This is a genomic window from Paraglaciecola aquimarina (assembly GCF_032464635.1).
Classification (GTDB): domain Bacteria; phylum Pseudomonadota; class Gammaproteobacteria; order Enterobacterales; family Alteromonadaceae; genus Paraglaciecola; species Paraglaciecola aquimarina.
In genome coordinates, this window is record NZ_JAWDIO010000002.1 from 3,917,779 (window position 1) to 3,940,754 (window position 22,976).

Consider the following 22,976-nt stretch of genomic DNA (forward strand, 5'->3'; position numbering starts at 1 on the left):
GAAATGAGTTGTGGAGATATGTGTGCTCTAACAATAAATTTAGTTATCTTACAAAGACACTAGTATTGATGACGAACTGGTCAAAGACTGGAGATGTCTCTTTATCACAGATATGGGATGCCGTTCGAAGTGGGCTAAAAGCTGGCGAAACAAAAACGAATCTATTGGCATTACCCATCGCGTTAGTTAACAATAGTGATTGCCAGTTTAACACTCAACAACTCGAAGCATTTAGATCATTCGTTACTGGTCTTCATATGGATAAAAGTGGTTATATCAAAGCACTAAACCTGGAAGAATTGGTGGCATACCACGCTAATGTTAAATCTTATGGTAAAGACGGAAAACAAAAGCGCTATGGCGGCAAGGATCTCAGAAATCCACTAAAAATCAAGTTGAAGGAACTCGCATCCAATGGCCAGATTGAAGAATACTGCAAAGCACTCGCTAACAAGCGTCGAACTAAAGCTGCTACAAAGGACGAACGGACAAAATGGTGGAGCTGGACTCAAGAGCTACAAACATATCCTGGTCGAGAGCACATTAATTTTTCTGATTTATTCAGCGAATGGATTATTGCAATAAAGTACTTTGATAGTTCAATAAGTTCGCAAGGGTATTCTTCAGGCAAGAACCGCATAGAACGCGGAAACTTAATAATTTTGCTCGACTATTTGTTTCTATACCTACCTTGGTATCAAGAATTAAATTCACACCCTGAAATAATTATTCCTTACTCAATATCTGACTTTAAACGCTGGGCGTTTTGGTCAAATGAGCCGTTAAAAGTAGCACAAAACAAGTTTGTACCTCCACTAACTGTTAAAGAGTTTTATAAATTACGCAGAGGAAAACAATCTCTGGCAGGTTTTATAAATACTTGCAGTCATTTTTTCGAATACATAATTTTAGAACATTCTGATATAGAAAGTCACTTTGAAGTTTTGGTGACTCCCGAGTTTAAAAACCCCATAAACAGAGAATATGACAAAGAAGGTTCAGGTAGCAGACGTAAGACAGATAAAGTGGCCTTTCCAAGAAAGGTTTTACCATTTGTATTAAGCTCCTTCGAAGAATTTGAAGAAGTTAACTATCGAATTCAACAAGCAATTCTTAGTGGAGAGATGGATGGTAAAAAATTATCGAACTCTCTGACAGTAAACAATGGACAAATAATACTTTCAGACTGGGATGAGAAATTTGAAATAGAGATTGGTGAAACGATCATTCCTATAGAAAGGATTCCGTGTTTATTCAGTTTAATTGAGCTGAAAGACAAAGATGAGGTGCGTATATTTGCTTTTAATAGCACATTCAGGATGTTGCGCGCCGCTATGCATATCGGAAGCCGAGTTCAGAGTACACAATGGTTAGATATCAACCATTTTGACAAACATAACTTTAGCACTACTAATTATTTCTCAAACCTTTTCGTGACAGTGGATAAGATTTATCCGATGCGACAAGTTCAAATTCCAAGCTATGTGTTTAAAACACTAATAAGGGAAAAAACTTTTCAGCTGATACAGATACCTATTAGTCCTTCAACTCAAGCTTATGAAGGCAATGAAAACGATACATCATATCCTGACGGTATAACTCCTCTCTTCAATAATCCCTCATCAAATAAGCCATTTAATGACAGCAGTTACCACTTGTTATGGTTATCGTTTCTCCAATTCCTCAATCAAGAATACAATAAATATTGCCGCTTAGATGGTAGGAAAGAAGATTGCCATGCTTTTGTTTATATTGATTCACGGCGTGAAAAAGGCCGTAGAGAGGCACCAAGAAATCCTAAGAGAATAGTCACAACTTATACCGATTCAAATGGCAATAGTTATGAGACAGAAGCCTCTGAAATAATTTACAGGCCAGTACATACTCCGCATTCAATGAGGAACTCCTTTACAACCCTTCGACGAGGATACCTAGACTCCCACATATTGATGGAACAGCAAGGTTGGTCAGATGAGGGAATGGTCGACCACTACGCGAACGGTGAATATATAGAGGATAGGTTGGAAAGACTAGAAAATGCAGATAAATCAGTAAGAAAAGGTACAACGCTTAAAGACTTCAAGAAGCAGGTCAACATTCTTGACGGCACTTCCCCTATTAAACCTAGTTTAGGCAATTCGGCGATGCAAGATGCAATTAGCTCAGGTGCAGATAATGCTATTAAAGCTCAAAATCTTATTTCTATTTCAATACCTGAGCTGGGCGATTACCAAGGAGAAGATGGCATTGAAATTTTTCGCAGATCCCAAACACGCACAAATATGACAGTCTTCGATGATTGCATTTGTCCTGTCGGCGGAATTTGCCCAAAAGAAGTTTTAGAATTGATAAAGGAAGAGCGCCGGTGCAGTATTTGTCCAATTGCATTATTCGGTATCGACAATATACCCGGCCTAAAAGCGAAAGCCCGTGGACTGAGCGATCAGACTGATAAAACTCGGAAAGTACTGAAAAACGCAATAAAAAAAGAAGTATCTGATGACACTTTAATGAAATTAAATTCGCAATTAATTAACGATAATCTGGAAATTTCAGCCTGTATTTTTTTGGTAAGAATACTTGAGGAAAACATGAAGGATAAAAAAATAGAAGGAGACTATATTTGTCGCGACCCTGACATGCTGAAACAAGCATTCAAAATTACTTTTGACAAAGATAGCGACATTCAGTGTTTCCTCTCACGTTTAATTGATGCAAAGATATATCCGCAATTTACTTCCGCAGATTTTTTAAACAAAGTTGAGATGGCTGCTAGGCGCATGCACAATAGCAGCCTAAATGTTGACGCAGTTGAAGTTGACCACATTGATGTCGTAGCTGGGCATATCGCTGCTATCATGCGCAAAAATAATATGACTATTGAACAACTTAGCAAGTCCAATTTATTGCCACAGCTAAAGGATATTTAAAGGTGGGAGCAAAAAAAGGTACTAATCATTTCAAAGTTTATCAAGCCAAAAAAGTAAATCAAAAACTTGAAGCGCTAAAAATGTTCCTAGATGAAATTCCCAAACGGCAGACATTCTCTGAATTAGGTAATTTAGTTTCGATGTGCGCTCATTTTATAGGTTGTCATCGCACTACAATTAAGAGGAATCCTGCATATATGAAGCTAATCACGGCTGAATTTTATAGCAGGAATCCTAATTTAAAAAACGTCAATCCAACATACTCGTTTCCCTCTCAAATCTCGGAGGCAATCAAAATAAGAGACGCTGAAATCGCCGTTTTGAGTGGCCAGTTAAATCGAATAAATATTGATTTAAAAGAGGCGAAAGCTAAAATTCAATATTACCTCAGCGCAGATTATAGACACGAACTGTTGAAGAGCGAGGCTGTGATTGAATCAAAGCCACAAGTCGAAAACACTGCTATAAAAGATTTTGAGTACACAGTACATTCACTAAAGTTACTCCTTGATTATGTTGATAAAAAAGGGTTCGGTATCGGTATAAGAAACGATGGTTCCAATAAAATTATTGCAGACGACGGTTTAGGTGGAATTTCAGTTGAAATTGTTGAAAGTAAGTATCTGCTGCCTTATCTAAAATATTTTAAAAAATTAGACAAATAACATGATATCGGAACTTTCAGTCTTGCTCGAAGCTCAACTCGCGAAAAGTGATACTGCTGTAAAGCTCAAAGAACATCTCAAAGAAATTGTAAAATCAGGTTATCAACTGCCTGTACGAGAAGGGGAAATAAAGTAAATAAATCAGCCCTCAGTAAATCTGCAAACATTAACCGTCAGGCACTAATAAAAAATCGAGGAGCTAAAGACACCTACGCACTGTTGCAGTGGGCTATTGAATATATTGGACTTGAGAATAGAGTCGATACAGATAAAAGAGCACGCAATTCAGATAGTCCCGACATGAAAGTTCTCCAAGATATAATAAAAAAACAAGACAAAAAAATATCTAAACTTAATGACACTGTATCGTACTTGAGAGCAGAGAAAGATTACCTTCGCAAAAGAATTAATATGCAAGAGCAAAGGCTTATTCAGCAACTAGAGTCAAATAAATATATTGTCGAAGGCTACAAGATTGTCCTGTTTGAGGACACTTTTAAATAGAATGGTTAATGGCAAATTGACAACGAGTACCTTAGTCGTTACCTCGGTGAACCTTGGTTATAAAAAAATTAGAGTCAATGGCAGTTCTCGTAGTAAAAAACGTGTAGTGCATTTACGTGACGATTCTGAAGCACCAAGAGTTGGAGAGGCAATAATTGTTACCGGAAAACTAGAGAAACTTGACTTCGGATATGCCCTTGTTGCTGCTAATTGGATGTTAGCCCCTCTAAATGGCAAATTGATCTTCGATTTTTTACTTAAACAACCCGCAATTGCGATTCAGGTCTCGGTGATTCCAGAATTAGAAAGCTCAGCGATACATACAATTTAAATATCGGCCGCTTTTTACGTGCATTGGAAGGTTATCTTACCCATGAACTTGATGACCTCATAGGTTCCGAAGTTGCCGAGAATTTACGAGTATTTTGGAAGAAGTATAATTCAAAGAATGCAGCTATTGAATTTTTAGTTGGAATGAATGTAAGCATCAAAAATTCACGATCTGTTTATGCGTTATATGCCGATAAAACTATTGAAAAAATTACAGAAAATTTTTATCGGTTAACCCCAATTCAAGGATTTAGTAAAACAGATTTAGTTGCCAAAAAGCATGGGATAAGAAGTAACGATCCTCGTCGGCTATGCGCACTGGGTAATGAAATAGTGGTTCAGCATATGAAGCAATTTAACAGCAGTTTACTAAGGAAAAATCATTCTGTGAAATTGCAGCAACATACACTGCTGATGGAGAAGATATAATCGAGTTATGCACAAATAACAATATCCTAGTCTATGACGATGGTTATGTTACAAATGCAGCCTGTTACGAAATGGAAAGTAAAATCCGACAATATTTATGCTCCTTAGAATTGAATCCTAAAATTAGATTCTATGAGTATGAGGTATTTGAACAACTGGATTTGTATAAAACTATAAATAACGTTTTTTTGACTAGTGAACAGGCATCGGCAGTCCACTTTGCAATAAACAATAACGTGAGTTGTTTGGTGGGAGGAGTTGGAACAGGAACAACGGAAGTGATAAATGCAATCAATTGGGTTTATCAAAGTTTAACCGGTGCCAGCACAATCGTGGCAGCACTAAATAACGAAACAATAGAATGCGTTAAAGGTGCTATCGGCAATTTAGCAAAGTGCACAATAGCGATGTTGCAATCTGAGATTGCCTCTGAAAAAATAAAACTAAGAACTGTAACCATGTTGATCATTCAGGAAAGTAGCATGTTAGGCGTTCAAGATTTATATCTACTGTCAAAAATGAACTTAAACGATTTAAAAGTACTTTTTGTTGGTGATAAGAACAAATTAGCTGGGACTGGCTATGGCAATTTTTTTAAACAGGCCATTTCATATTTCCCCACATCAAAACTAACTAAAGTATACGTTGACGAGTTTAAGGGTATAGCTCAAGCTGCGAACTTTGTACTTAATGGTAATAGGCCTAAACCAAGCAATACTATAAAATTTATTAAAGCAGATTTGGATGCCATTGCTGAATATGCACACGAGAAGAATGCAATGGTGATTTGCAGCCTCAATGAGACTGTTGACAAACTGAACGCTCAAATTCAAAAGCGAAAAGTTAGAGCTGACTTAACTTTAGTTACTTTCTTCGGGAAACCGATTTACTCAAACGACCTGTTCGTCTTCACCAAGAACAATTATCAGCTTAAGATTTTTGATGGTCAGTTTGGAACATTCACCACTAAAGATTCACAAGGCATACATATGAAGTTGGATAGCGGTGCTAATGCTATTTTGTCCTATGAAGAATTTGTCAGTGTTGCACCCAAACTCAGATATGCAGTAAACGACCTTAAATACTTAAGCAAAGGATTCGATAAAATAGTTGTAGTGAATGAGGATTCGCCTGCTTGCAATGCAAATTGGCTATATACCGCCATTACACTAGCTAGAAAGAGAGTAGCTTTAGCTGAATTCGTCAGCATTGAGGCAACATTAAGTAAGGCTGAGATGCCGCGTGTAACTCAGCGCCTTGTTCCTGAGTTGAGCAACTAATAAGTGACAGCGAATAGTCGAGCACATTTAATTAATATTGATACTAGGTAAGAGTCCGGTAATCTGCATGTTTCGGTCGAAATCGATCCACCTCTTCGGTTCAATACGATCGCGAATGTCGATTTAATTGAAGTCACCAAAGTAACCAATCATTCCCATGGAACCATTGTTTTTCTGATAATTTTGCTAGGTATTCATACACGATTGGCAATGAATTCTGTTTTTCTGCCCACTCTAGGTGCTCTGTAAAACGTTGGGATTTTTCTGAGGGAGTAGCTTCCCACCAACTAGAAAGAATTAAGGGTGGCTCAGGTGCAAACTTACCGAATTCACTAAACTTATTATTTGGAATTAAATCGTGAAGCTGATTCCAATAAAACGGCTTTGGACATACTCTATTATTTATTTGCGCATATTTAAAAACGTCTTCTATTTTTACGCTCATTATATCTTCCTGATAGTGTATTAACCTTTATTTGTGCAGCTATGCGTAGTGGCTAAACTTTAGATTATTTTATCTTAAAAAGAAATATCACCCTACAAGCGACTAGTCTGGCTATAGAAATGTTTGTGCCAATTTACAGTTTGATAAGTCAGAAATAAATCAAACACAATACTCATCAACTCGATTCCACAAATGAGATGTCTGCGTTTGAAAATTCTTTTATCAATGCGTTAACTGTTTCGAGTGTTCCATGTCCCCACTGGTTCGATAGGACGTAGGTTTTGCCTTCGAAATAAAAGTATTCACCCTCTTTACAAAAAAATCGGGCTGTTCTTGGATGTCTTCCGTCAGAGTCGTCGGCCATAATGATGGCTTGTAGATCAGTTGTATTTAATTCACTGTCAAATACTTCGAACAGAATTGCAGTCCGCTCAGGCACTTTATTGACTAATTGTTGAACTTGAATAGGATTGTATCCCGCCTCAATGACTGCAGTAACCGTTTGGTGAACAAGCTTTCGTTTATTTAATGATGGAATAGTATTGCCATTAACGGTGAGGTCAAATTTTGTGAGGTCTCTAGATTGGCTTCGAGCAGCTCGTTCTTGTTGTTTCTTTTCTCTGATTTTTATTTGGTAATCAGCTGTTTCTGGGACGGGAATGACGGTTTGAATATCAATCAATATTTTGTTCTCGTCCATATACGGATGCATGCGTATGCACCTTATATCCAAGCCAAAATCGTTTAACCAAATGACCGACGTTGTTAGTTCTTTTGAAAACTCCGCTGATGCGAGAACAATTTTTACTTCTTGAGCGAAATTATCCTCGTCTGGTTCGTCCCATCCCAAAAATTCAAGTAATGTTGCTCGCCCACTGAATCCCAGTTCGCGTTTATCGATATACTTTTGATAAATTTGCACCAATTTAGAAAACGTCAACGTTGAAATCATCGATGCATAACGGAGGGCTTGAAGTTCCATATGCCCTCCATCCTCAGTTCTTTTCAGCTCAATTACAACAAGGTTACCGTCTTTATTGATACCTAGCAGGTCTATTCGACGCTTGCTGTCATCCCACTCTCCAAATTCCTCAGCAACAACCAGTGTATCTGGACTTATGATCTCTATCTGGTCACGGAGCATTGCTTGTAAATGTTGTCGCTCCATAACCCCATGTTTGTTAAACGATGTTCTCTCAACAGCTATTAACTGGTCGTGTTCTATTTTAAATATTGCCATTGTTATTCACATCCTTGGATTTACTGTACACCCAGTGCCTTATAAACAGCATCGACTGGATCTTTATAAAAACTCACTTGAAATTTTGTGAACGTTTCCGCCGGTACTGAAGGAATATCAGAAGCTGAAGCCATCGGCAGTAATATTTTGATCGCTCCTGCTTCTAAAGCAATTTGCATGCTTGATGCGAGATCTTGAACAGGGTTCACTACCCCGCCCAAAGTGATACTACCTAACACCACCATTGCTTCTTGAATTGGCTTATCGAGAAGAACTGAACAACTGGAAACCAGCGAAGCCAAACTTGCGGAACGGCTATTACCTGATGTTTGTAAATCAACATAGTGCAGGTGAAATTCATGTTCTGAAAAGCGCGAGTTTGCTGCAATCCGATTTAAGTTGCCTTTAAAATATTCAAAACCAACACGTACTTGTTCTTTAGCTGCGGTGTCAGACCCCATGCCAGATGTAGAATGCTTACCATTCCCTGGCGTCATTTGCGTTTCAATACGATACACACCTAATTTTCCAGTAGCGCCTTCACTGACAAAGTGAACAACACCTGGGTTTGGAATACCAACAGGAATCAGATTTGCACCACCTTGCTCCGGCACGTTTACAAAAAATTCTTCTAATGTTTCGTTATCAATATAACTGAAATTAACATCAAAAAATTCCATGCCTCCAATCTTTTTAAGTTGCTCTTTTACACGTCGACGAGCTTCAAGTGCGTAAGTTAAGCAGGTGCGAACTTCATCCTTACTATACTCACCATGTGGAACTAATAATTTCAACAAACCTGAAGTTGTTCGTCTAACACCTATCACATCGCGCTGGTTTAGATTGTTGCCTAGCTTGAAAAACTTATCTATCGCGTCTGAGAAGGTCGTCTTGCGCATTTCGCGCATATATTCAGCTAGGTAGTCAGTTATTAAACCAAACCTGTCTGTGAAGAACTCAGGGCGCATTTTTGGGATTTCCCAACCTGGGATATATGCATGAAAACGATCAAAAAATGCAGCGTCGATCATTTCGTCTGGGAACGGGGCGAGTAAATGGCTGGTTTTAACTAAGGTTTCAATACTGTGATCGATATTGCCGACAAATACCATTGAGGCTTTTGCTTCAATGGAGTCACGACCACGAGAGAACGAGCCAGATGCCATATAGTCCTTCATGATCTGAATGCCATCTTTGTCTTTAAACCGAATGCCTGCGACTTCATCAAAGGCAACCACATCCCACATACCGACCAATCCAATCTGACGTGAAGCCATGTTATAGAATAGGTTTGCCACTGTTGTTTGGCCGCCAGAAACCAGTAATGAATTAGGTGAACATTCTTTATAAACGTGTGACTTGCCTGTTCCTCTGGGTCCAAGTTCGCAAACATTATAGTTGTTTTCGACAAAGGGGATCATGCGGGCGATCAAATGCCATTTGGCACGATGTTCTAAGTTAGCCGGCTCCATGCCTATTGACCGAAGCAATAAATCTATCCACTGATCCAATGTGAATTTACGACGCGCGTCATAGATTTCGTCCATGTTCATTGAAGGCATTTGAATCGGTTTTAAGCTAAAAACACTAAAGGGAGATATTTTCTGGCCTTCTTCGTAGAAGTAGCTAATCGTGATAATGCACCAAATACCGCCGGTCAAAAGCTTTTCGTTTTGTTTAACAATACTGTTCGGTACTACGGCATCTTTGATACCTATATTGGATAAACTAGCTTCATAGATGTCTTTTTTCTGGTTGAGCTTAACGGTAACTTTATCAATAACTTTGTGAGTGCCTTTTTCTCGAATCATTGATTTGGCTTTTTCGGCTTCATCAGGGCGCACATAATTTTCCGTTAAGATCTTCTTAACATTTTTCATGCCTTCGTTAATTAAGTCATCTTCAGCAGCAGAGCAGTACATACCTAATAAATATTCCAAAACATAAACAGGGACGTTAGCGCCTTCCTTTAATTGTTTTGTTAGGTCTTTTCGAACAATGCGGCCTTTGAACTCGTTTATCATTAAGTCATCAAGATCGGCACTTCGCAGCTCTCCACGCTCGTCAACTTCTAGCATTTCTTCGTCATTGCGTCCGTATTCACTACTCATCTCAACCTTCCCCTAGAAAAAATCATCTTCAAATGCCAAATCAATTATCACTGAGTGTGTCGTTTTTGTTTTGCTTTCAGTGTCTTCCATAATCAATTTGTAGCTAAGGGTGCGATCAAAGCCGCTGCCCTCTAACTTTATTTGTATGTTGCGTTTACGTTCATCCATTTTATCTGACGCAGAATCGAACAAAACTTTGTCTTTTGAACTGATTGTTTTGCCATCAGGATCTTCGATCCAAAGTTCAAGTTCACGAGGTTTGAATTTCTCGCCGACTGGATCAGTTTGTAAAAATTGAATGCGGTCAATGTTGGCAACAATTTTCACTGGGTTGTTGAGTGGCACAACACCAACCCTTTGCTTAGCATGTTTGGTTTGAGCTTTGGTATCTAATTCACGCACATGCAAAACGGGTACACAAATCTCTTGAGGCATAATGCCACCATGGATGAATTTAGCACCGCCAACAAAGTTAAAGCGATTGCTACCACGTGGGATCATGAATTCTGCGTCGTCACCGTTATTTGCATCAACACCAGCCGTGTTAGCTAGTTTGCCTGTCCAATAGTAGGAATCTGTTGGCAAGTTAGCACCGATTAAATAGCGTTTCTTAGCTTCAATAGTGCCAGCAGGTTTTGACTTAAGAGCTGTTTTGTCCGAATCAGTCACATCCGTCATTTTAAACAAAAAGCCGTGATCAGCGGTTACGATAACGCGACTGCCATTTAGACGGTTGATAATACGGCCAACAAGCTGCTTGATCTCATCTACAGCATTTCGTGCTGCTTCAAAAGTTTGGTTTTCTGTTGCTTGCTTGTCACCGATGGCATCAATCTCATCGTGATAGATATACACAACCTGTGCATCACGCACCTTGTCTCGACCTTCCTGATTTGTCCAGTTCAGTACCTCATCAGATTTGAATGCAATTCCGCCATGTTTTTGCAAAATCTTATGGCGATTATCGTGGCCATGCACTGATAAACCGTCTGCTTTGTATTCTGGTTTGTTGCCGAGTTTAGCCGTCAGTGTCTTATGGGGTAGCAAGCTTGCCATGCCTAGTTGAGTGTAGCTTGGCACTACGCCTAATTGAGAGTGTATTTTAGATTTGAAGCGCTGTTCATCGTTGATCTGCTGATGAATATCATGAGCAACTTCATACCGTAGTGCGTCAGATATGATCACGAAAACGCGCTTAACTTGAGTTTTAGTCAATACACCTTTTACTTCTTCATTGTAGAAATGCTGTTGATTAATTACACCTGCTATTTTCCAGTTTTCTAGCAGAGTTTCTTCATCAACAAGCTTACCCTACAGGCATTTGCTAAATCATGCAGATACCAATCGACATAAAGTCGCTCAATATCTTCAACTAAGCCTGTTGCTTTTAAAATATCCGAACCGTTTTTGCTAATTACGATAGAGTTTTCACTGAACACACGATAAGCATGATCAAACTTGAAAAGTTCTTTTTCATAAGCTTCATACAGGCTTTTAGCGCTTGCAAAATCAAAGCCATCAATATACTTATCTTTTAGGTCGTAAAATTCTTTTGCGGCTTTTAATGCTTTGTATATGCATGCGTAATTGGTGTCTTCATTGCACCAATGCCCTCGGAGTCTTGCCGACACCCATTCGTTAATTTCAACCGCACTAAAGCTTGTTAGTTCAGTAGCCAATAACTTTATCAATTGCTGCTCGGACTCTACAAAAGTTTCAATATTCAGCAAGGCTTGAGGTTGTTTAAACTCAGATAGTTTTTGCTTAATCTCGATATTTTCAGCAACGTCGTGAGCAATGGCATTGTAGGAGGAAGACAATATTCGGCTTTCTCGCCACGCAGATACAAAATTAACTACAGTCGCTCGTTTAGCTGCCGCGTTACCAAGCAAGTCGGTGATGGAGTCAGGCAATTTTTCACGAAGTTTTGAGTCAATTGTCATAGGCAACAAGTGAGAAGCCAAACTACTAGAGAAATCAGATTTAGCTACTGCAACACCTGATGTTTGTAGCCCTTGATAACAGTCTGTAACTAGAAGTTTAACGATAAGATCTTGAAGCGATGGCAAAGCGTCACCTTCGAGCCATAAGTACAGGTGCAATATAACCAAACTCCTCTATGGCTAATTGCCAAAATACAGTTTCTAGATCATATTTTTCCAGTTCCTGAACTAAATTTTCCAGTATTAGACTGTCCATTACTGTAGCTGCCAATGAGTTGATTTAAAACCGCAGTAAAACTAATCGTTTCAACCTTTGTTAATACCGCTATCATCGCAAGTTCTAACGAATTCCTATCGGCATTCTCCGGTAGTATTTTCTTAATTTTGTTATATCTTTGCTGGCTTCCAAAAAATTTCTTATAACGACTAATATCCTGTCGGAACTCCATTCGCATCCCAAGTTCATTAAGGATCATGGAACTAGAATCAGCATAAAATTGCTCAGCATACAAACGAACATCGTAAAGCCAATCACGTGTTGGTTCATTCAAAGGCTTATTGCTGTACAACAGAAATTGAGTTTTTGGTTCTAACAATTCGATGCGTTGTTTAATTTCAAAGTGCGACACATGATCAAGTTCAACAAGCTCAATCTCAGTTGCATCCAACTCACTTTTAATCTCAGGCAATTGCTCCTGAAATTCTAGATCCTGGTCTTGCCAAAAAACCAATCTGCAATCATCGAATTTTGCGAGAACACCTTGTTTAATTTGTTCTAAATTCATAACTATCGTTTCATATCCAATATAGTATTGTTGAAGGCAAACTCATGGTAAATTTTTTCAAAAACCTCAGCCTCTTGAGTCATTGGTATAAAACAAGAACTAACGGACTTAAATCCCACATCTCGCACTTGGTCGTTGAATGAAAACAACTCTTTAACAACATTTTGAACTAATGATTTGAAATCGATATCATGAGCAACACCCCTAACCATTAGTTCTGAGTACTGAACCCATAGTTGGTGGTTTTTCTCATTTCTGACAGTTAAAGATGATTCCGATACATTTTGTATGATCTCTGAGACGAACCAAAGAGCGATAAGAGAGTTAAGATCTTTTACGGGATGGCGAATCAAAAAGCCTTTAAATAAACTTAGGAGAGTTATCGCATGAAGGTTCATGCTAGTTCCAGCTTGATGGAGCATTCGAAACAACAAATCAAAACAATATTTACTATCTCTATTAATTTCAAATAATCTGTCAAAAATTAGTTTGAAGCCAGTTTCATCGTATTCGATGCCATCTTTGAGATCTAAATAATATTTAAATGAGTTGGTTAAGAAGTCCATTCTCATGTTTGGTTCAAAGATTCCAAGGGCACAAAAATTGGATATTTGCTCATGGGTCTTTGCTTCATCCAAAACACCGAGTGAAGAAAGTGATTCGATTAAATTGAAAATATTACCACAAACAATGTCAGCATTTTCAGACCTAAGATACCGTCCAAGATATAAATCTTCAGATAGAAACAAAACATTTTTACGCTTAAGGGCTTTTGAGTATCTTCGAATTGCGTCATCACCAATTTCATCGATCAACACAAGCTTAACTAGGTGTTTTTGAAGAACTGACATTATCTTCTTTGGGATATTATTATATAGTGTTCCGCCAAATTGATGACTTGAATTGTTAATATGGTCGAATACAGAATTAATTAAAGAAAAGTGACTAACGTTCTCAAGAAAGCTATCAAGTAACTCCAATTCGCTTAACACAAGCAAAGTAGTCTCTTCAATCAGAACAACATTTGCCCATTGAAGTGCACTACTAAACTCTGCTTTTGACAATTGAGCTGCGTGCTTAATTCTATATTCGAGACATTCATCTGGGTAGTGCATAGAGAAAACCCAGGTTGTGAAGATATCTCTAGTATCACTTAAAAAGTGCCCTAGCATGCTATAAGGAACTGGTAACGATCCACTTCGAATAGCTCGCTTATTTCTCTCCCATTGCTCTACCCGCTCATCAGTAATTCCTGCAAGCTCATGCATGGATTTGACAAGTGCTTCAGCGCCTTCATCAATGTTGAGGTTTCCACTTTTTAAAATGTGTGAATTCGGAAACTTTTGGGTATAACTCTTTAATCGTGCTCTGGAACGCATCTATTTTGTCCTTGCTTTGTTCGTCATCTGAAGGCGTTGATAAACAATAGAGCAAGTATTGACCTTCTTGTTCGCAGTCATCTTGATCTACTAGTTCTCCATATCGGACAATTGCCAGATTTAATTCATTTGGATGATCAATACTGCTTGAATACACTGATATTAGAATTTGAAGAAAACGAATCTTTTCGTTTTGATTGGAAGTATTTGCATAGAGTTCTTTAACAACTTCAATAACATTTTCAAAAGCCCAAGCGACAAAGACAAGTTTATGTAAAACAGTTGCTGCTCTTTTCCGACATCATCATTGATAATCGTCGTTTTAATTGCATTATAAGCGGCACCAACTTTACCTAGATTCTGAAGCGCAGCAGCTTTAATCAGCGACCACTTAGTCACTTCAATATTCTTAGAAATGTTCTTATCAGCTAAATCATTGGCCTCTGACCACTTACTTGTCGTCATAAAAGCTTGTGCCAAATGAATGTAGTCAGATTTTGTAAGTTCTCTAGTTGTAAGTAATTGCTCGCCTAATTCGATTAATTGTTTTGCACTTTCAACTTCATAAGCGTCTAAATACCTAAACAATTGTTCTGCTATTACGTTAGGCTTATCGAGTTTTATAAACGTATTATAAAGTTCTTGGGTGAGTTCTTTTTTGCGTGCCGGATTAGCGTTGCCCGAACTTACAAATTTTCTTATTGCTACTAATGCTTCCCCGTCATGAAACGACTTTGCAATAGTCTCATAACGTTCTGACAGCACTGGATTTAACAATTCTTTAGCGATTTCTGCCGCAACACAGAAAATCATTTGTATATCTTTTGTTGAGCTATCTAGTAATATTTCTTCATGTTGGTCAATCAACTCTAACACTTTGCTATTTTTGCCTAAATTGTAATACGACAAAATTTTAATGCCGTAATCGCCAGCATCAGGTGCTTCGAGGTTGTCGATTAGCTCAATAACACGATGGTATTCACTTCTGTTGAATAACACTCGGCTATATTGACCTATTAAATCTGGGTGGTTTGGCCGCTCAACTAAAATTGCATCGAAATGTTCAATTAATTCAGGCAGAGCATCGAAATAACCATAAACTAAAATACTGATGTCGAGTAATATAGTAATGTCACCTGGATAACCTAGTTCTTTTGCCGCCAGCCAAGCTTTTTGTGAAAATGAATGGGCATCTTGCATCAGCCTCAAGTCATACTCGACCTTTCCTTGAATGGGTAAGATTTCCTCATTTGATATAACCCCATGAGTAGCTTGATAAAAGCATCTTCTGGCGCTTATAGCATTGAAGTGATACGAATCTTTTGCATCTTGAAATTCACGTTCTCGATTAGCATCAATGATGTTGTGCAGCTCATCGACCATTCCGGACATGGTGCACACAACCATCTGACCTACAATATTTTCGGGATAGTTGTCACGTAGTAAAGTTAATGCTTCTTCATTTTTATTTAGTAAAACCAGACATTTCGCTTTGATTATACACTTGTGATAACTATCATTATTCAACTGCTCTATAAATAGTTTCAACTCATCAGCGGATGGCATGTCGTTTAATTTGAATTTTGACTCAATGTATCCCAATCGATAACGGTCTTTCTGATCTGCCTCATAGGCCAGTTTGTATTGCATCTCAGCGAGGTCATAACTTCCAGCAAGAGTATAAATATTGGCCTTTTGGTAGTGGAATTCTGCAAGTTCATTGGCAGTAAATGAAGACATTTCTTGTTCGATATTATCTAAGATACGATTCGCCAGTTTAAGTTTATTTGCAGATAAACTTTCAGAACACCTTTTAACTCATTTGCATATGTCCCCTCTGGATTGTGCAACCATGGAACGTCTTGCTTTTCTTCAATACTCTTAAATAAAATCGGTTTTTCAACGATGGCTTCAGCAATCATTTCTAGACTTTGCGCAACGGGTTTAGTATTCGTCTTAAGTCCTTTTTTGAGTTTTGCTACTGCAAACTTTTCAGTTATTCTGTTTGAAAGAAAATCGAAAACATTTAACGAAGTTTCAAGCAATTGTACTGTCGGTATCTTCACTGAAATTGAATCTTGCTTGGTAAGCTTACTGCTGTGTTCATCGAACCATTCATCGTCTAACCAAGTGTAATATACTGGGCACTTCCAAAGGCTTTCTTCGTTATCTCTCAAATCGACTAAAGCAACCATAACTAGTTGCTCTTGGCGCATATAAAACTCTAATGTCGAGGTTTTAAAACTATGAGATATGAAGCTCCTATCGTCATTATACTTGGGAGAAGTTGTACCTTTGAGTTGAAGATAAAAACTAAACGAAACTTCATTTTTTTGAGTTTTTAGCTGAATCATGTAATCCAGCCCAAAATCAGTATCGCCAGATAGAGGCGTTTCCGACCACGTCCTTGGCAATTTAGTTGCTAAAGATCTAGCCGCAAGTTTGCCTATTTCTTGACTGAGTTCTTCCTTTGGTAAATTTGCCATACTATTTCACCGCCTGACCGTGGATCGCTTTTACATCGGCTAGTAGGTTGCCGAATTTTCCATAATTGGCTTTTACGCCGTCGTCTAGGTCGAGGGTGATGCGTTTTTCAGCGTAGTGTTTTAGTTGTTCATCAAAGGTGCGCAGTTCGGCTTGTTTTTTATCTAGTGCTTTTAGGTCTTTTTCAATAATACGAGCTTCTGTGCCTGTTGCTTGAATTAGCTGCTCAGCTAACAGAGTATGTTGGGCTTCGTATTTACCCATTAGCGGGGTAACATACTCGGTTCGCATGCGAGATAGCGTGCCTTCGTTATAGCGATGGAGGTAAACTAAACATTCAAAAGCTTTTTCTTTGCCTGTACTAAACAACCAATAGATTGGACGCTTTTTGTAGGTTTTGCAGTGGTCTTTAAAAAACTGAGTTGAGAAGTAACGGCGGAAGGTATCCATCGCGCCTTCGCCTTTTTTTGGTTTCAATGCGTGCAAACAAAGGCTGTCGGCAACGAATTCTAGATTTTCAGTTAAACGCTCTTCACCCCAAACTGTTTTCACGAATTCTTTAAAGCGAGTGGTGGCATCATCGTCAAATAACCAATCTTCTGAAGCCAATGGGATAATACCATCGTTATCGGCTGGGAAAGTTTGATAAGCTCCTTCTACAACCAACTCTTTAAAGCCTTCATTCCCTGAATGGGCATACACTAGACCTTCTTGATCTAATGAATAACGGCCCATCATGCAACCAATTGAATAACTTAATAATTCAATTAACTTATTGCCGAAAAAGTCAGGTTTTACATTCTCATGCCGACCTTTGTTAAATGGATTAATTAATAATTCAATGTCCGTATAACTAACGTTTTCAAGGACGTTAACTGCTAGTTTTTTATTTATAATATCGTTGATGCTTTGTTCTATATTTTTCAATTCGTCAACTGTTTCTACACCAAGGTGATACAGTTTTTCACAAAACAACTCAATCTCATTAATGCTTTGGTCTTTAATTGCATTAGAAAAATTCCATGACAATTCCCCTCTATCCCAATCCTTACTTGATATCTCGTATGCCCTTTTACCCAGCGGGGATAGTTTTATTTCCAACTCTGGCGCAAGATACGGAATCTTTGATACATCACCCGCCTGATAATTTACTGTTGGATTAATCACTCCTAATAATTTTTGCACCAAACTACTATTTAAATAAGCTAACATTCCCCAGTTAGGCTCTTCTAAAAGTAAGGCCGGTGAAGCGTCATCAAACCAGATATCTTCTTCGTCATATCTAAAACTAGGAGCACCCGCGGTTAACTTACCCCATACAATATGAGGCTTACCAAAATGCTTAATCGGCCCTATTCCGGCACCATCGAAGGACTTGAGTTCTTTCCCACCTTGACGCCAATCAACTACGTGAAGGGAAATACCTGCCCATTTTCGATATCCTCCAGCTTTATTATACTTTTTCCATTCACCTGCTCTAATTTTCGTTATGTCTACCTCAAACCAAAACCTTAAAAAGCGTTCATTATTGCCTGTAAACATTCCCTTTAATATTTTGATACATTGCTCTTTAACACTCTTGCCTGATTTGAAAAGAGATAATTCTGAACTATCAAGCCAATACGACAAGGGACTTCCAGGCAACAACGAGTAATTCGTTTGATCAAAATTAAACTTTCCATATGCACTTTTAAAAAACAGTTCTTTAATCAGATCAGGGCTACGAACCTCAACATGCTTTTCAAATAAGCGGCGATAACAACCGTTATAGCTGCTAAATTTGTTCAACTTCCTGCATACAAATGCAACTGAACCAAAATCTGAGCCGAATATTCCTCTCCCCAAATGTAACAGCGAATCAAACCCATTTTGGGACATAATGTTTATACGGTGTTTTTCGAATGCCCCCAAAAACATCCAAGACGGGAGATTTATCATTCCCCAAAAGCACCTAATTTACTCATTCTTTGAGAGCTTTCCATAAACACAGTCATTAAATCGGCACACGAAGAAGCATAGTGAACCTTTAACCAGCTAGACAACTCCTTATTCATGCCTTTAGCCCCCATGTAAGGCGGGTTAGCGACAATGACATCATATTGATTAGCAAGTAAAATCGCCTGATTCACTATAGGCAATAAATCACGAGCTGCTTTTTTGGCTGAAGGATCAGTTCCTTTCTCGCTTACTTGTAAAAACTCTTTTAAAGCAACTAAATTTTTCAAGTTTTGACTGTCAATTTGTATCAATGACCCAAGGGTTTTTGCTTGTAAAAATTCTGATTTAAGCGTTTGAAGTAGTTCAACATATTCTTTACAAATGCCAGTTTGCTCAACAAAGTCATCAGCTACCTCAAATAAGCTGCCTGTAGAGCCTGTTTGTTGATTACCTTCTAAATCTAATGCTTTCCAAAGTTTAGGGACATCCAAGTTCTCAGTAGATTGCACCGAATAAACATTCAGTGAGACTTGACCGTCTTCAACTCGTTGGAAAATGCGTCTGTCATCTTCACGAGCTTTCATCATGAGAGCAAAGCCGGCAAGTTGCGCAGCCCTGTCGTCAATATCCAGACCAAAGATATTTTTATTTAGTATCAATTCTGGGATTTCGCGTAAGCGATAGCCACGTTCTAAATAGATTTCGCGCAGTAGTTCATAGACTTCGACTAATATATGGCCTGAACCCGCTGCTGGGTCTAGAACTTTGATTTTTTCAGGATCTATACTAGTCGGGGTAATGGCTTGAAGCTGCTCAATCACTTCGGAAGATTGCTCAGCAGGCTCAATGTAGTATTTCATTTTACTTTTTAGCTCAGACTCAGGATAGGTTGCTAACCATTGTCTGCCGAGAGAGTTTTGTACTAAGTATTTCACTATCCAGTTTGGTGTAAAAAGCTGTGTGGCAGCGGGGATGTCTTCTGATTTAACTACCTTGCCAATAACTGAATCTTTATGTTCCGAGATATAAAACTGATACAACCAGCCTATCACTTCAATCTCTCGCCAGTCTTCCTCTGGGATGTCATTAACTAAGTCTTTTAGAATAGAGTCAGTTTTTGTCAGGTTATCCGGCAGCAATAACTCGGTGGCATCATCTAATTGTTCAAACATAAACGGCATGATTTTGTACAAGTGATGACATTGACCAAGTAAAAGCTCGCGATAAAGTTGTTCTTCCTTATCACCTGCTAATTGAAGCTCGATAATGTGGCTTTTATCTAATTTTAGTAAGTCTGCCACACCAGATGCATGACCTAGGATTTCTGGTAGGCTTTCTGAACTAGCTGGGTGGGATAGCACACGAAAACCATGGTCTAGGTAGTCATGTAATTCCATATAACGAATGGCGGCTAAACGGTTAAACCAGGTGTAGGCCATTTCTCGGATAAATACTTCATAACCGCGAGCGCTTACTCTTTTTTCTAACTGTTTCCGTTGCTCACCTTGTTTACGGGTAAATGCGCGGCCTTCGATAATTGCTGCACTGCCTTCGATACGGACTTCTTCAATCCTATCCTCATAAATACCGAACTGAGCCGCGCGATTTTTAACTGCTGCGATGAACTGACGACGGGCTTTAGGTGCATAGGCTTTTAAGTTTTTAGTGTTCACTTTTGTTAGTCCTTTAATCTATTTTTTGCATCAATTTGTGACGGCAAACCGTACTCTTTTTTTCTTGCATTGGGATTTGTTATTTTATTTTGTTCAACCAAATGTTTTAGCCACTTATCAAGGGCGGTTTTACTGATAATTTCAAACTCTGGAAAATAGGATTCGAGTAATGATTTAGACACTATTTTGTTTGATTGCTGGCTAATCAATTCGCACAGTTGGGTATAAAACTGGTTTAACAAAGGCATCTCAACAGACTGCTGCTCTTTGTCCTCTAAAGCCTTCGGAGTAACAACTTGTTCTTCTGTTTTCGTATCTCTATCTGATAAATCTTCACCTTTTTTTGACTTAATATGGGTGCATTCTTCAACCATGTCATCGTTCGAAAACAGATCACTTTGTGTTTGAACCGTTGATATTTCAGTGGAGACTTTGGGTGTTCCTGTTCCTGTTCCTGTTCCTTTCTTTTGTTCCAATATTGATTGATTCAATGTTTCAGGTGAGTCATTTAAGGTAATAGTGTTCGCGCTTGCAGCTCCTGTGGGTAGGCTCACGCCATCAATCAATGCTTGATTACCAGCTTGTAAGGGCGTTTGATGGGCTGACACAAACAAAGGTACCCAATCTTTTTTAAGGTTTTCAATTGCACCTTCCCAGGTTCCGCCTTTTTCACCAGACGTGACAACTATAGTGGCTTGAGATAGTAAATAAATATACTTGTTACGCGCCATCGCGTTGGCTGGCGTGAATCGCCCTTCAGGAAAAAATGGGCTAATAAGCACTAAACGATTATCCTTTAAAGGTTGCCTCCAGTTTTTGGATGCACTGGCTTTAAATAGCCCATCGGCCACTACCCCAATTGCATTATTATCGTTATTGAGCGAGGCAAGCATTGATTGGCTATCTACACCTTTGGCCGCTCCTGATACAACTTGATAGCCTAGCGAATTTATTATCTCAACGTAATGGTTGGTAGCTTGTTCATCGGATAGTTGGCAGTCTCTGGAGCCTACAAACCCGATGGATTTTTGCGCGAGTAATTCTGAATTACCTACTCCAAATAACAAAGCTGGGCTTCGGTGTTTTAAATGCTTTTTAAACGCTTGCGGATAGTGTGGGTGTTGACGATCGATAATCCACACACCAGCACTTTGCCATTTATCTAATGCCATGCTTAGACTGGCACCTCTAGCGACTAATCCCTTTATTCGTTCGTAAGTGATATTAGCAATGGTGTTATCTAGTCGCGAAAAATCTACTATTTTTTTCGCACTCACATGACTTAAGGCTTTGTCCCACATTTCAAAAATACTATCGAACTTTATATCATCTAATAAATCGATTGGTTTAAAGTTGTTTTGATGTAACCAGCAAGCTAAATATCCATATTCATTAATTGATAGCACTTTAAAGCTGCCCACTTCATTAGAATTGAAGTAGCTGGTAAGCAATAAAATTGTTTTGGTATTTTCACTTGTCATTTTTATCTTCTTTTAATTTTTACTACTGGTACTAGTCAGGGCAATAGGGACCACTTTTGGCACCCCGTGAAGTTTTAGCAATGCTGCTGCCACAGTAAAGGTCCATCTTGAGTCTACAGCATCATCTAATAGCCATACTGGCGCAGCATAACCTTGTGTTGTGTCAATACCAAAAGCTCCATCTAAGTTTTTACTCTGATGAAAAGTATTTTCCATTGTTTTTTGTGGCGGGCGCTCTGTGGCTACATAGATATTATCTTTACATTCTACTCCCAACGCTTTTGCCAATGCATAAGCAAAGTTCTTAACTAAGTTGGGGTGTCTGGGAGATGGTATATAAGTAAGCCAGGTAGGACGTTCTTCATATTCGATACTGTTAATCATTTTAACCATTGGAGCAATTAAATCATGACTAAATTGACCGCATTTTTTACCTTCAGCAACTAAGTCTCCCCAACCTCCGTCTTTCCATGATGACAGCGCCATTCCTGGTTCAAATTTAAGCTTACTGTTTTTGTAAGGAAAACCATATTGAGCAAAGGCAAGGCGGGCATTGTCACCCGAACTTGCGAAAGTTGCTCTTGGCTTAATTTGAATGTATCTATGCCTTAAATAATCATTCGCTTTTAACACTAGTTCATTGGATATTTGAGTGGGTAATTTGCCTTGTGGATGGCAGTTTTCACACTTTCCACATTGTCCCGATTCGGGGTCGTCCAATTCTGCGGATAAAAATGCCATTAAGCATGAGGTCTCGCTATGATATTGATTTAACCTTTCCCATTCCTGTTGTTTGACGTTGTTTAATCGCTCAATTTTTTCATGGGGCAGTTGGTAATCGAATTGGGTTCTGAAATACTGATTTCCATCTTTTAAGATGGGAGAGGGATTTTCAATACTTAAAAACTTGATGATCTCTTTTATTTTGCCTGAAGAAAAGTTGACCTCAGGCTCAAGATCAGACAGTCGGCAGCCGTCTTTTTCTTCTATTACTTGTAGAAGCTGATTGATTTGTTGTTCTTTAGGAAAGGCATTATCAATAAAATACTGCTGAATTTTTGCATCCTCTGTTCCCAACATCAATACTCCAATTGCGTGGTCAATGCCTCGACCTGCACGACCGACTTGCTGGTAATACTCAACTACGTTACTCAGGCGACTGATAATGGATCACAAAACTTAGATCAGGTTTATCAAATCCCATGCCCAATGCAGATGTTGCAACCAGCGCTTTAATATCATTTCGGATCAGGGCATTTTCTAATAATTCTTTTGTTTCGTCTGATTCAAGCTGACTATGATAGGCCTGTGCATTTATGCCACAAGTTTGTAGGGAATCCAGCCACTATCTCGCAGTCT

The 22,976-nt window shown here is 38.6% G+C and carries 19 protein-coding genes; 5 read left to right on the forward strand and 14 right to left on the reverse strand.

Annotation, left to right across the window (positions count from 1 at the left end; all coding sequences use genetic code 11):
• The first annotated feature begins 68 nt into the window (after positions 1-68).
• From RS130_RS19375 to RS130_RS19395, 5 genes are all read left to right on the forward strand, one after another.
• Entirely contained in the window at positions 69-2,930 is a 2,862-nt protein-coding gene (locus RS130_RS19375; protein WP_316027276.1) for a site-specific integrase, read from the forward strand.
• 2 nt (positions 2,931-2,932) lie between these two features.
• The gene (locus RS130_RS19380) at positions 2,933-3,595 is read left to right on the forward strand and encodes a hypothetical protein (RefSeq protein WP_316027277.1); all 663 of its coding nucleotides are present in this window, start codon (positions 2,933-2,935) and stop codon (positions 3,593-3,595) included.
• A gap of 505 nt (positions 3,596-4,100) precedes the next feature.
• Entirely contained in the window at positions 4,101-4,430 is a 330-nt protein-coding gene (locus RS130_RS19385; RefSeq protein ID WP_316027278.1) for a hypothetical protein, read from the forward strand.
• Between the two features lie 23 nt (positions 4,431-4,453).
• Positions 4,454-4,858, forward strand: a complete 405-nt coding sequence (locus tag RS130_RS19390; RefSeq protein ID WP_316027279.1) for a helix-hairpin-helix domain-containing protein — start codon at positions 4,454-4,456, stop codon at positions 4,856-4,858.
• Between the two features lie 71 nt (positions 4,859-4,929).
• Positions 4,930-6,138, forward strand: a complete 1,209-nt coding sequence (locus RS130_RS19395; protein WP_316027280.1) for an ATP-dependent DNA helicase — start codon at positions 4,930-4,932, stop codon at positions 6,136-6,138.
• A 133-nt stretch (positions 6,139-6,271) separates the two neighbouring features.
• Here the strand turns inward: RS130_RS19395 and RS130_RS19400 are convergent, their stop codons facing one another.
• The 14 genes from RS130_RS19400 to RS130_RS23950 form a co-directional block, all read right to left on the reverse strand.
• Complete coding sequence (locus RS130_RS19400; protein WP_316027281.1) at positions 6,272-6,583, reverse strand: hypothetical protein; 312 nt, start codon at positions 6,581-6,583, stop codon at positions 6,272-6,274.
• Between the two features lie 175 nt (positions 6,584-6,758).
• Complete coding sequence (locus RS130_RS19405; protein WP_316027282.1) at positions 6,759-7,823, reverse strand: hypothetical protein; 1,065 nt, start codon at positions 7,821-7,823, stop codon at positions 6,759-6,761.
• Between the two features lie 20 nt (positions 7,824-7,843).
• A complete protein-coding gene (gene brxL, locus RS130_RS19410; RefSeq protein ID WP_316027283.1) occupies positions 7,844-9,934 on the reverse strand; it encodes a protease Lon-related BREX system protein BrxL in 2,091 nt (696 codons plus the stop codon).
• Positions 9,935-9,946: 12 nt separating this feature from the next.
• Positions 9,947-11,221, reverse strand: coding sequence for a BREX-1 system phosphatase PglZ type A (gene pglZ, locus RS130_RS19415; protein WP_316028103.1), 1,275 nt, complete (start codon positions 11,219-11,221; stop codon positions 9,947-9,949).
• Positions 11,215-12,003, reverse strand: coding sequence for a hypothetical protein (locus RS130_RS19420; RefSeq protein WP_316027284.1), 789 nt, complete (start codon positions 12,001-12,003; stop codon positions 11,215-11,217). Before RS130_RS19420 ends, pglZ begins: the two co-directional genes overlap by 7 nt.
• A gap of 80 nt (positions 12,004-12,083) precedes the next feature.
• A complete protein-coding gene (locus tag RS130_RS19425) occupies positions 12,084-12,662 on the reverse strand; it encodes a hypothetical protein (protein ID WP_316027285.1) in 579 nt (192 codons plus the stop codon).
• A gap of 2 nt (positions 12,663-12,664) precedes the next feature.
• The gene (locus tag RS130_RS19430) at positions 12,665-14,041 is read right to left on the reverse strand and encodes a hypothetical protein (RefSeq protein ID WP_316027286.1); all 1,377 of its coding nucleotides are present in this window, start codon (positions 14,039-14,041) and stop codon (positions 12,665-12,667) included.
• A 162-nt stretch (positions 14,042-14,203) separates the two neighbouring features.
• Entirely contained in the window at positions 14,204-15,781 is a 1,578-nt protein-coding gene (locus tag RS130_RS19435) for a hypothetical protein (RefSeq protein ID WP_316027287.1), read from the reverse strand.
• A gap of 17 nt (positions 15,782-15,798) precedes the next feature.
• On the reverse strand, positions 15,799-16,527 hold the full coding sequence (locus tag RS130_RS19440; protein WP_316027288.1) for a DUF4365 domain-containing protein: 729 nt from the start codon (positions 16,525-16,527) through the stop codon (positions 15,799-15,801).
• 1 nt (position 16,528) lies between these two features.
• Positions 16,529-18,463 carry a BREX-1 system adenine-specific DNA-methyltransferase PglX gene (gene pglX, locus RS130_RS19445; protein ID WP_316027289.1) on the reverse strand — a complete coding sequence of 645 codons (1,935 nt, stop codon included), beginning with the start codon at positions 18,461-18,463 and terminating at the stop codon, positions 16,529-16,531.
• Positions 18,460-20,136 (reverse strand): BREX-1 system adenine-specific DNA-methyltransferase PglX, encoded by a 1,677-nt coding sequence (gene pglX, locus RS130_RS19450; RefSeq protein WP_316027290.1) that lies wholly within the window; start codon positions 20,134-20,136, stop codon positions 18,460-18,462. The genes pglX (RS130_RS19445) and pglX (RS130_RS19450) overlap by 4 nt, the downstream gene beginning before the upstream one ends.
• A 5-nt stretch (positions 20,137-20,141) precedes the next feature.
• Positions 20,142-21,617, reverse strand: coding sequence for a DNA-processing protein DprA (locus RS130_RS19455; RefSeq protein ID WP_316027291.1), 1,476 nt, complete (start codon positions 21,615-21,617; stop codon positions 20,142-20,144).
• Between the two features lie 12 nt (positions 21,618-21,629).
• Complete coding sequence (locus tag RS130_RS19460) at positions 21,630-22,697, reverse strand: hypothetical protein (protein ID WP_316027292.1); 1,068 nt, start codon at positions 22,695-22,697, stop codon at positions 21,630-21,632.
• A 67-nt stretch (positions 22,698-22,764) separates the two neighbouring features.
• Entirely contained in the window at positions 22,765-22,959 is a 195-nt protein-coding gene (locus RS130_RS23950; protein ID WP_428982873.1) for a helicase-related protein, read from the reverse strand.
• Between the last annotated feature and the right edge of the window lie 17 nt (positions 22,960-22,976).